The following is a 12,253-nucleotide window of genomic DNA, read 5'->3' on the forward strand; positions in this document are numbered from 1 at the left end:
GTATATTTTATGTCCGTTAAAGGAATATGAATGGTTGTTTATAGGTATTTTGGATATACCAAGGATAACGAACGGATAGCCAACGGATATCGAATAGATAACCGACGTACGAAGCCGTACCGAAGCCAGGTACTACCCAGGCCGAAGGCAGATATGGCAGAATAAAATTTTATAAAAAAAAGAGGCCACCAATTAAGGTAGCCTCCGGTTAATGTTTTTTACTTCTTTTCAGGTAACAGTACAAATCTAATGTAATTGTCTTCACTTAGATATTGTTGGGCTGCTGCCTTACTACTTTCCACAGTTACTGCATTTACTTTTTGTACGTAAGCTTTGTTCTGTCCTAAATCATCTCCATATTTAATACGATTTGAAATATATCCCAACCAGTATCCATTATCACGAAGGCTAAGTTCATATTGACGGAGTTCTTCAGACTTAAACTTACCAATATCATCTGCAGATGCACCACTCATTTTGATCTTACTAACTTCGTCAAGTGCAGCAGCTATCAATTTCTCTACATTTGCTGTTGCGCAACTAAATGAAATTGTAATATAATAATGTGAGTTTGGATATTTTTCCAGACTTAAGCCAACGTTCGGACTATAAACACCACTTTCTTTTTCACGCAGACGCTCTAATATTTTTATTTCTAAAGCAGCTTTAACAGCATCAAGCTGGATGTTGTTGTCCATGTTGTAAACATAGTCGCCGTGAAGGTATAATTGTACGGCAGCTTTATCCTCCAATCCTTTATAAACTGTTTTTACTATCTTTCCTTTTGGAGGTCTGATTCCGTTATCTACAAAGTTTTGCTTTTTACCTAGTGAAGGTAAGCTTGCTAAATAAGTTTCAATTAAGGGTTTGATCTTCGCCATATCGAATGCACCAATGATTACGAACACTTGTTCGCTATTGTCCGCAAACCTGTCTTTGTAAAAATCAAAAGCTTTATCTAGCGAGATTTTATCCAAATCAGCAAGCGTAGTTGGTAACGATCGCTTATTGTAAGAAGAAAGTACAGATTGGATGGTGTCAGAGAAAACTGCATTTGGATTGGCGTTTTTATTAGCAATTACTACCCTGCTGTCTGAAATGTTCTTATTAAATATGTCAACATCCTTGCGGGGAGTAGTAGCATAGGCGTAAACAAGTTGAAAAGCAGACTCCATATCTTTTGGAGACGCACTTCCGCCATAACCTTGGTAAAGGTCATCAATATAAGATCCAACCCGGGCTGTATTGCCAGCAAGAATTTTGTTGAGCTGACTAGGGCTGAACTCTCCAACTCCACTTTGAGAAATGATACCTGCCTCTTCTGCAGAATTAAAGTCTACATCACTTGCCAAAGAGAATCCTCCTTTAGAAAATGAGCTGAATAATACCTGGTCATTTTTAAATGTAGTCTGTTTTAACACCACTCTAATACCGTTGCTTAAAGTGAGTTCCGTAGCGTCAATTGCATCAATCTTATTTACACTAACAATTTTACCTGCCGTAGGCTTTGTGGCGATCAATGGCTTATTAACAGCATCGTCCACATAAGCAGTTATTCCATTTCCTGCGGTTTTTACCGCATTAACAAGTTGTGCTTCTGTTGGTAAACTTGCTTTCTCTTTTTCTGGTGCCTGTACAAGTATAATTTGATTCTCTTTAGTTATCAATGTTTTAGCTAAAGCATTAACTTCAGTCAAGGTAGTATTTGCCAATATGTTTTTGGTCTCTGCATAATCCCAATCCATAGAAGGTATTGCAGCTCCACTTAGAAAGTTATTTTGATATTCCTGTACAAATTTAATAGAGGCTGTTTTGTCTTTTTCCAGGTGTTGTTTTTCGTTTCCTGCAAGAATGTTCTTTTTGGCAACATCTAATTCAGAAGCTACAAATCCATATTTGCTCATCCGCTCATTTTCTGTAAGTGCGGCAGTAAGTGCTTTTTCTAATGTAGCACCAGAGCTTGCTACTGCTACGGTCTGGTAAGCATTAATGCCAGAAACCAAACCACCCTGATATGCCGAATATGAACTTTGTGCATATACAAAGGGCGCATTTCCTTTTTGTAGAATCTCCTGAAACCTTGCGCCAATCATACTGTTGATCATTGACATGATGAGTTCCTTTTTATAATCGGCCACTGTGGTCGTTATTTTGCCACGTTGTTTGTAAAATACAGTTGCGATGTTATATTGCTGCTCCGGGTCTGTGATAATTTTTATCAAAGGCTCTTTGTTGTCAGGAAGATCGTATTTCAGTCGTGGTTTAGGACTAGAAGGGTTTTTTAGAGGAGCAAAATTTTCTTTAATCAACTGTTCAACGCTGTTTACATCAAAATCACCAACGGCAATTACAGACTGCAGGTTTGGCCTGTACCAATCTGCGTAAAAGTTCTTTATTTTATCATAAGTAAAGCTCTGCAAAATATCTATTTTTCCAATTGGGATCCGCTTTTCATAACGAGAACCTTTCAGTAGAAGTGGGAGCAGTTGCTTGCTTATCCGCTCTTGGGCATTTTTTCCTCTTTGACGATCTTCTTCTATAATTACACCACGCTCTTTATCAATTTCGTCGCCTTCCATCAATACTTTTCCTGCCCAATTGGCTAAAATTTTAAAACCAGATTTGAATAAAGCGGAACTATCTGTTGGAATGGGTAATTGATATACGGTTTCGTTAAAACCAGTATATGCATTTAAGTCTGCTCCAAAACGTACCCCTGCCTTTTGAAGGTAGTTGATCATTTCATTTTTAGGAAAATCTTTAGTACCATTAAAGGCCATGTGTTCGGTAAAGTGAGCCAAGCCCTGCTGATTGTCTTCCTCCATTAGCGATCCAATTTTATTTACCAGATAAAGTTCTGCTCTGTTCTTTGGCTCTACATTTTTCCTGATATAATAAGTAAGTCCATTAGGTAATCTACCTATTCGTATGCTTGGATCTTTAGGGATTACAGCAGATCCATTTTTTTGTGATGCTACAGGAGCTTTTTTTGCTACAATAGTCTTTTTTTGTTGGGCTTCAACCGAATTGCCTATTAATAAACAGCAGGTGATTGCGCAAATGGCCTTGCTTTGTATAATTTTCATTTGAAATAAGTTAATTGGCATAAAATTAATCTATTATCCTGATTAAGTTGTCAAAGGAGCGTGATTTAATGAATAAAGTTCTTCCAGGTGACCATCTCCATCTGTATCTCCTAGTGTTGTCCTTACATTTAGTCGGACCTAACTTAAGTTAGCGGCGTTAAGAAATATAGCGTGACATTGCACCGTCTTCTAACAAGGCAATACCGACGGGAAGATACATTCCTTTAACAGTCTACTTTGCAGATTTATATCCTATAGGAATTTATCACAAGTTAGGCGTGGAACAAGAAGTAGCATTGAAAGGATTTAAGTTCAAGCTGGCAGATACTTTAAACATCGAAATGCTTATATTAGACCACTAAATTTAAATTAATGCGAACTATATTATATTTGGCAATCACTCGTCGTGAGCATTTTAAATCAGCTCTGATCTTATCATTAGTTTTGTTTTTATTCGGTTGCGGAAAGGAAAAGGCAACTCTTGAAATTCCTCCTGCAACAGTAGAAACTTCAGAATTAACATTTATTAGTCCGATTGGTGTGGAATTAAGTGGTAAAGTGATCAATCCCGGAAGCGGCAAGATTATCGACCATGGCTTTATTTACTGGTTTAATGCAGAAGATGAAATTGCCAAAGGAACCAAAGTTTCTCTTGGATCTGAAATTGTATCGGGTTTTTTTAAGACGACTTTAAATAATTTAACTTTTCCAGAAGTAAATGGACTTCAAGCCTTATTTGTTGTCAAGGCTTACGTGACGGATAAAAATGGCACACATTATGGCGACATATTTTCTAATCGTTTTAAGAATACAGTTGTTGAAAGCATTCTTCCTGATGAAGGTAAAACAGGGGATTTAATTACGCTTGTAGGAGCTTATAAAGGTTTGAGAGCAAGTGATATTAAAATTACTTTTGGTGGTACACAAGCCGTAATTAAGACCATCAATGAAACTTCAATTACCCTTGAGTTGCCAACAGGTATCCCCGCTGGTCACGGACAAACTGTTGAAGTTAAAGCTACGGTAGGAGGAGTAACTGCCGATATTTCCCATTCCTTTAGAATTTGGGCAAATATCAAAGACATGAACCCTAAATCAGGACCAATCAATACAAAGATCAGGTTTACAGGGGACAATCTACCGGCCACGAAAGAGGCGTTGTATGTAAATTTTGAACCAAACTCCGTCGTTACTGGCAACTCTGACTTTGATGATAGTTTTTATATTAGCGTGCCAGCGCAGGTGAACACCGATAAGCTTACGTTAAGTTATATGACGGGCAACGCGCGAATTGTTTTACCATGGCAATTTATATTGACTCCTCCTCTAATTAAATCTATCAGTCCAAATCCGGCATTGGATCAGCAGACGGTTACCATACAATTGGATAACTATTTGTATTTACAAAGGGGCGCTAATGAGTTTTCTGTAAAAGTTGGTAACTTCCAACAATGGGTAATGGCGGATGAGGAAGGGAAACTGACTTTTCCTTTAGACTATAATGCGAAATATGCAGTAGGCAACAATTATCCAGTTAGTATTGCTTATGGTCCATTTAGCGTTAAATCAAATACACAATTGAGCATTATTAAGCCTGAAGCCACCGGGTTTTTTCCTAAAAAAGGCCTTCCGGGAACAATTATTCATATCACCGGCAAGTTTGCTAAAGGTGCCTATTATAATGTAAGGTTTAATAACTCTGATGGCGGGTTGTCTTTCAGCGGAGTATCAGATAATGAAATTATAGGGGGGATTTATATGGGTATGCCGGCTAAATCTTACACTCTAGCCGTTATCACTGATGCAGGAGACGTTCCAATACCCGGTGGAACTTTTGAAGTATTGCCAACTAAATTTGATTCAGTTTCTCCATTAACTGCAACTTCTGGCTCAACGATTACCATTACCGGAGAAGGGTTTCTCAATAATGGCGGTCAGATTTCAGCTAATTTTGCTGGTCATTATGCCTATGTAAATGCAGTAACATCGACTAAACTTACACTAGTACTTGGCAATAACACCCCGCCAGGAATATATCGTATAAAATTGGATTGGCAAAATCAGGTTTTTGATACTGGATTATCCATTACAGTTGTGCCATAGTAATGGGAGCCGCTTTTGGCAAAAGTACTTTTGCGGTTGTAAAGACTTTCCGATGTTTAGCCGACTAGCCCATTAATGGATCAGAAATAGACTCTTCACCGTTTTCAACATGTCCTGCATACTGCTTTCTATAGACATCAGATCCGTTTATAGTGATAGTAAGATCATACCAATGAGCACTTTTTGATAGATCTATGTTCAATTTAGTCTTGCTTCCAGGAGTTAATGACATAGAGACAGGCTTTTGGTGTTGATATCCGTCTGCTATATTTATCTGGAGTGTATCAAGGCCTGTGTTTTCAAATGTAAGTTCCAGGTTACCTGTTGTAGCTTTAGTCAATAAACCTCGTTGTTCGTAGTTGCAATTCACCAGAAGAGGATCAGAGTCGTTACCCCTAAAATTCCTAAAAAAGCCATTAGGCCCACTTATACATAAGTTGTAAATGTCTTTAGCAAAGTCGGCAATATCATACTCGTCGCTGACCTGATCTCCGGCACTTACAGCGTAGTTCCATGACTTTCCCGCCTGCCCTTTGTATAGATTAGTCGTGTACACTGTAAATGGTGCTCCAGACGGGGTTGCCATCTGGCCAAACTGCCGCTTCCCAGCGGCGAGCTGCAAGGTAAAAATACCATTTCTGGTCATGCCTTCTGCACTTAATTGATAGGGTAGCGCACATGCTTTGCGAACTCCTTCTTCCTGCACCGGCAAGTATTCATTATTTTTCAGTTCTGCAACTGTCAATGGTTTTGGCAGTAGCTGAGCTGGTTTGTTTTTAGCATTTTGGATGCGGGTGATAACTTCATCTTTTCTCAATGTTGTTGGTTGAGCTACTGATCTTTCTAACGCAGGACGGAATGAAGAACACAAATCACCACAAATAGTCCTTCTCCAGCTACTGATCATAGAACTTCTAATCTTTTTTCCTGTTTTATGACTAAACAAGTTCTCTATTAGCATAATAGTTGAGGTATGATCAAATACCTGAGAATTCACATAACCACCTTTGCTCCATGGTGAGGCGATTAGCATGGGTACACGGTACCCTAACCCAATCGGACTGTCTTTAGTTGATTCGTAATCTGATGTAATGTCTATTCCTGATGATACTTTTCCTGTCGATTTATCACCAGGTTTTGGTACTACGTAAGGTGGAATGTGATCAAAATAACCATCATTTTCATCATACGTTAAAATGAAGATGGTTTTCTTCCAAACCTCAGGATTCTTGGTCAGTATATCTATTGCTTCCGATACATACCATGTGCCATACAGCGGTGAACTGGTGTGATCAGAGAATCTTTGAGGGGCTACCAACCAAGAAACAGCAGGTAGTTTACCATTGTCTACATCAGACCTGAACTGGTAAAAAATATCATTCTTTGGGATCTCTAGCGTTTGTTCCTTTCCTTCATCGTCGACATACTTAAAAGGCGCAAGTTCAAGGTAATTAAAAGGCGCATTGATATTGCTGGCGAAGGCTTTATCAATCAGGTTGCGCTCGCGCAGAGAAAGGTTATTGTATTTTTCAGTTACTTCTGCTGCGGTCAGCTTGGCTTTAGGATCTCCATGTTTTCTAAAATAGGCAGAAAGCTTTACATTGTAGCGCTTTACATATTCTATAGCATTATCGCCATAGTTACCCATCCAATCATCTACATTTTCACCTTGAACATCGGCCGACCATATTTCATTTTGATAGATCTTCCAGTCAATTCCATTGTCTTCTAATATCTCCGGGAAGGCCTCCCAGTCTACATACACATCATCTCTTGATTCTGCCTGCGAGTTATTTACAGCTGCTATTGCATCAAGGCTTAATTCTGGTTTGATATTGCCAGTCCACATAAAAAGCCTGTTGGGTGTTGTTCCCGTTAGAGAGGAGCAAAAATTATGATCGCAAACTGTAAAGGCATCTGCCATTGCGTAATAAAACGGAATATCTGCCCGCTCGTAATGGCCAAGACACATTAATGATTTTACAGGTATCCACTGGTCATACCTACCGCCGTTTCTTGCCGCAAGCTGATCTGTCCAGGAGTGTGGCAATCCGCCCTGCCATGTGATCTTAGTTTTATTAATGTCAATATGAAAGGGAGCATAACTATTCCCTGCAGCATCTTTTTGGAGCCAAACCTTATCCTGATCAGGCAAAGTAAAAGCACGCGGGTCATTAAACCCCCTCACGCCATTAAGCTTGCCAAACATGTGGTCGAACGACCGATTCTCCTGCATCAGGATCACTACATGTTCTGCATCATAAAAAGTACTTCCGGGATTGGCTTCTATAGCCATTGCCTTTTGAATAGACATGGGGATAACATTAGGCAGACCGGCTGCGCCGGATAAGATTGCTGCCTTTTTCAGAAACTCCCTTCTCGAGTCCATACTAAGAATGCAAAGCTTTCCAGATGACGTCATAGACATCTGTAGCAGCCACGTTGTCCTGATTTAAAGCCTTGTCAGTAATCAATAGAGGATGGTAACCTTCAGGTGTGTTAACACTACCATGTGAGCCTTTTATTAAAGTTGCATCCAACGGGATTACATCCATTACATACCTAAAACCAGCTTTTTTTCTAAGCAATTTATAGGCAGCACGGGGCTTAGAAGACATAAACATTTCTACAGGATCATAACCTGGCTTTTTATGGATATCTACACATCGTGCATAATCAGGTGCAAGCGCATCGTCAAGCCAAAAATAATAGGTAAACCAGCTATCCGCATCTGCAACAACAACCAGATCGCCTGCGCGGTCGTGATTAATACCGTATTCTTTTTTACCTATTTCATCTAAAATAACTGCCACACCAGGAGCTTGAGCTAATAATGCCTTTACTTGTTCAGTTACAGATGGGTCATTGATGTAAATATGAGCTATCTGGTGGTCTGCCACTACAAATGCTTTTGAAGCACCGGGATCTAAAAGTTCAAGGCCTCTTTCTATTCTAATTTGCAGTAGTCCATTTTCTCTAAATAACCTATTCAAGTGGATTGGCTTAGTAACCGGGACTATTCCATATTCAGAAAGGATAATGATCTCTGCACCTTTAGATTCATAGTAGTTAACCAAGTCTTTCACTACCTCATCTACTTCGGCAAGCTCTTTACTTATTTTGCTAAAATCAGAACCAAATTTCTGTAAGCAATAATCCAGATGTGGTAAATAGATCAGGGTCAGGGTAGGATCATAAAGCTCATCTGTAATTATGGAAGCATCTGCAATCCATTTCGTAGATTTTATATTGGCACCAGGGCCCCAGAATTGAAATAAAGGAAAAGTTCCAAGGCGCTCCTGTAGCACATCCCTAAGGCCTGCTGGTTCCGAGTAGCAATCAGGCATTTTGCGCCCATCTGCCAGGTAATTTGGTCTAGGTGTTACCGAGTAGTCGGCATTGGAGTACATGTTGTACCACCAGAACATCATAGAAGTGGTAAAATTGGGGTCTTCCTTTTTTGCATAGTCCCATATTTTATCTGTCAGTACCAGTTTGTTAGATTGCTTCCAGAATTTAACTTCAGCATCTATTTTGTCGTACCATCCATTTCCAACAATGCCATGCGCTGCTGGTGTCTTACCTGTTAGGTAGGTAGACTGTACCGCAGTTGTTACTGCAGGAAGCATTGGTGCTATTCTATTCAGGCTTTTACGTTTAATGTAATTTGCTAAAAAAGGCGTGTGTTCGCCAATCAGGTTTGCCGATAATCCAACAACGTCTATTACAACTGTTTTTTTCATTACTGTGTGTTTAACTGATCTGCAACCCATAGCAATTCTTTACTAATGGATTCGGTAATGGGCAATTTTATTTGTTCTGGAAGTACTTCCCAAGTGTAAGTTTCAACTTCCAGATGCTGGGTAAACGGTTTAGATTTCTGTATGTTTAGTACTTCAATAATGTCGTTTTGAGTAGAACTTACTGCACCAATTTCAGCTATGGATATTGGAACGTGGAAGTGTGCCCTCCATTGCGTTGCTTCAGCATTGTCAAAATCTGCAAGTGCAGGAGTAAGGTCGCGATACCGTAATAGTCCGCCATCCTTTTTTAGCGCTACCACCTGATGGAGATAGGTAGGCTCGTTAAACGCTCCAAATGCTTTCTTTATGATTTGTCGTTCATCTGGCGACTTATCAATATCTGCGTGTAAAGCTGCACTGATCTGGATTTTTCCAACTTTAATGCCCTTTAATTCGAGTTCTTTTACTACACCTGCATGGTTTTCAAAACCAATGGCGAAATGGCAAACATCATAGCATAAGGTGAGGTGTTGCTTTAATAATACCTCAGCCTCTTCGGCAGATACGTTAAAAGAATTTTCTATCTCAGGAATGCCTAGCTTCAGGTACACCTGCTCAAACCAATCTATAAATTCGCGACCGGTTTCCAGTATTCCATCAGGTTCTGGTTCAATATCCAAATGAAGTACCACGCCTGTTTTCTGGTAGATGTGGATCAGCTCTTTTACTACTTCAATCATATTTTTTGTAGCAGTATTAGTCGCCGCAGCCAGATCATCGGGGGTTTTAAACCAATGGCGATAGCTTAATGGAGATGTAGAAATACCACCTTCCATACCCTCCGGTAAAATTTCTTTTAATATTTTAAATAGTCTTAATGTATAGTCCTTACGATCCTGCGTAGTCCAGTCTGGTGTGTGGACATCCTCCTTAACTACTGTGTGGTGGAACTCCCCATATGGGAAACCGTTCATGGTAAATACATAAGCGCCAGTGGCAGCCAGCCATGCTTTAAAAGTGGCGAGTGGAGCCTCATTTATCAATTCAAGGCTAGCCTCGTTAGAAAGCCTTAATCCAAGACCCATCAGTTGGTCAGGAGCAACTGCACTTTTTATAACAGGGAAGTTTTTCTGCAATGCCTCAAAGTCTTCTGCCCAGTTCCTGCCCGCATGGATATTGGTACAATAGGTAAGATGGCCAGTGTTCAGTTTCATGTTACTGCTTTATGTTTAGGTGTGCCGCGGTATATTTTGTTACGTAGCTGCTGGCTTCGATAAGCAATTCTTTATCCATTTCGTTTACCTCTTTTCCTGTGCCTACATCCGTTAACAAGGTAATGGTTAGCAAGCCTCCAAGATGTTCCTGAAATTCTAATAATCCCTTTAATATAGGGGAATTCAAATCGGTGATCTGGATATATGGACTTGAAATATCATATCCAAGTTTTAACAATAAATCAAGAATACCATGAAGTTTATCTTCGCTTAGCATTCCCTTCAAAAAAGAATAAGTACTGTCTAGCGCAATCCCCATTGCTACAGCTTCGCCATGCAAAACGCTAAAATTGCTTAGCTGCTCCAGCTTATGTGCTGCCCAGTGACCAAAATCAAGCGGTCTTGAAGACCCTGATTCAAATGGATCATCACCAGAAATGTGGTTCATGTGCAATTGGGCGCAAACCTTAATCAGGTAATTCATCGTTTCCTGATCCCGGTTTATCAATTCTGTAGCATGGTCTTTAATCCAGTAAAAGAAATCAGGATCTTTAATAAGGGACACCTTAATTGCCTCAGAAATGCCAGAGCGGTAATCCCTTGTGGATAGCGTTGTTAAAAATGCATCATCGTTAAATACTGCATTAGGAGGGGAGAAAGTACCAAGAAAGTTCTTCTTGCCATTATAATTGACACCGTTTTTCACGCCTATTCCAGAATCGTTCTGAGACAATACCGTAGTGGGGATACGAATGTGCTTAATGCCCCTATGCGATACCGCGGCGGCGTATCCAACCAAGTCTAATACCGCACCGCCACCAATTGCAGCAATGTAAGAATGCCTGTCGATACCGAATTTGTTCACCGCTTCAACTATTGCATCAAAAAGATTTGTATCATTCTTGGAGGCCTCACCTCCCGGAATAACCATTACCTCGGGTATAAATTGGATCACATTGTGTTCCTCAAAATATTTCTTGATCTCGCTGAGTAAATTTGGGTGCGTATCAGCAACTCCCTTATCGATTACAAAGAATATTTTCCTTAAAGACAGTGATGGTTTCTCCGCAAAGAAATCTGCCAGTGTAGTATTTTTAAGATCGAATAATGATGATGTAAAGAAAATCTTATACTCAAATTTTACACTAAACGATTGTTGAAGGTAGTTCATATGCTAAAATTCTCGACTAAGTAACGGCAAATGCTTTACTCAGTCCTATTGATATTGGTAATAAAATTACAATTATGATGGCAATATGCCATACCCCGAAAGCACTTGCCCAAGCGGCGTTCATTAAAATCAGTGCAATAACGCCAAACTTAACAGCTTTACCAATATTTGGTCCTATAGGGTTCTGTACAGCACGTAACAAAGGCCTGAAGATCATGAAAGCGAAACCAGCGACAAATGCTAATGTTGTTGGAAGCTGTTTATTTGCTGCTGCGAAATAAATAATACCTGCAATCACCAGCACGTATAGCACAGCGGCAAAATAAAGGGTGTTTTTCCCCCCGCCATGAACTTCACCTCTGCTGATCATGGTAATTGCCGCGATGTAAATGATCGGAACAATTGCCAGGTACCAGTACTGCTGAACTGCACCTTGTAAAATACTGATGCCCAAAAGCAAGTTTAAACCCCTGCAAAGGCCCATATTTATCGGTCCAAATAAAGAACTATGTTTAAGGAATTTGTCGTAAATAAGGCATGATACCATGATGGTTGCTGACAAGTATTGTGCATTTCTGCTGAGCATTCCTGCAGCAAAAATCCCGATAAAGAAGCAAATACCACCAAAAATAGTAGCTGCATTTTTAGAGATCAATCCGCTTGGAATAGGTCGCTCTGGTCGTTCTACAGCATCTAACTCCGCATCAAATACATCATTCATGATTATGCCACCACTGTATAAACCTATGGTAGAAATGCATAAAAGTAAAACGGGTATAAATGGCGGTCCACTCCCCAAGGTTAGTCCTCCGTTAGTATAGAGCGCAGTAGGTAAAAAATAACCAGCTATAGCAATCCCTGCAAGCACATCTGCTACAGAAGTTACCACATTTGCCGGCCTCATCAGCCTCAGGTATCCTATTAATTTTTTCACTA

Annotated in this window: 7 protein-coding genes; 1 reads left to right on the forward strand and 6 read right to left on the reverse strand. The window is 39.8% G+C overall.

All coding sequences use genetic code 11. The features are described from left to right. Nucleotides 1-218: 218 nt before the first annotated feature. Nucleotides 219-3,086, reverse strand: coding sequence for a M16 family metallopeptidase (locus ACVWYN_RS03830; RefSeq protein ID WP_457287501.1), 2,868 nt, complete (start codon nucleotides 3,084-3,086; stop codon nucleotides 219-221). A 372-nt stretch (nucleotides 3,087-3,458) separates the two neighbouring features. Between ACVWYN_RS03830 and ACVWYN_RS03835 the strand changes: the two genes are divergently transcribed. Next, complete coding sequence (locus ACVWYN_RS03835) at nucleotides 3,459-5,189, forward strand: IPT/TIG domain-containing protein (protein ID WP_457287502.1); 1,731 nt, start codon at nucleotides 3,459-3,461, stop codon at nucleotides 5,187-5,189. Nucleotides 5,190-5,253: 64 nt separating this feature from the next. Here the strand turns inward: ACVWYN_RS03835 and ACVWYN_RS03840 are convergent, their stop codons facing one another. Genes ACVWYN_RS03840 through eboC form a run of 5 tightly spaced genes read right to left on the reverse strand, consistent with a single transcriptional unit; the run spans nucleotide 5,254 to nucleotide 12,251 of the window. Further along, the gene (locus ACVWYN_RS03840; protein WP_457287503.1) at nucleotides 5,254-7,578 is read right to left on the reverse strand and encodes a phosphocholine-specific phospholipase C; all 2,325 of its coding nucleotides are present in this window, start codon (nucleotides 7,576-7,578) and stop codon (nucleotides 5,254-5,256) included. Nucleotide 7,579: 1 nt separating this feature from the next. After that, nucleotides 7,580-8,932 (reverse strand): alkaline phosphatase family protein, encoded by a 1,353-nt coding sequence (locus tag ACVWYN_RS03845; RefSeq protein WP_457287504.1) that lies wholly within the window; start codon nucleotides 8,930-8,932, stop codon nucleotides 7,580-7,582. After that, nucleotides 8,932-10,146, reverse strand: a complete 1,215-nt coding sequence (gene eboE, locus ACVWYN_RS03850) for a metabolite traffic protein EboE (protein ID WP_457287505.1) — start codon at nucleotides 10,144-10,146, stop codon at nucleotides 8,932-8,934. The genes ACVWYN_RS03845 and eboE overlap by 1 nt, the downstream gene beginning before the upstream one ends. A 1-nt stretch (nucleotide 10,147) precedes the next feature. Then, entirely contained in the window at nucleotides 10,148-11,317 is a 1,170-nt protein-coding gene (locus tag ACVWYN_RS03855; RefSeq protein ID WP_457287506.1) for a 3-dehydroquinate synthase, read from the reverse strand. Between the two features lie 16 nt (nucleotides 11,318-11,333). Beyond that, on the reverse strand, nucleotides 11,334-12,251 hold the full coding sequence (gene eboC / locus ACVWYN_RS03860) for a UbiA-like protein EboC (protein ID WP_457287507.1): 918 nt from the start codon (nucleotides 12,249-12,251) through the stop codon (nucleotides 11,334-11,336). Between the last annotated feature and the right edge of the window lie 2 nt (nucleotides 12,252-12,253).

The sequence above is a fragment of the Pedobacter sp. UYP24 genome, from assembly GCF_054057295.1.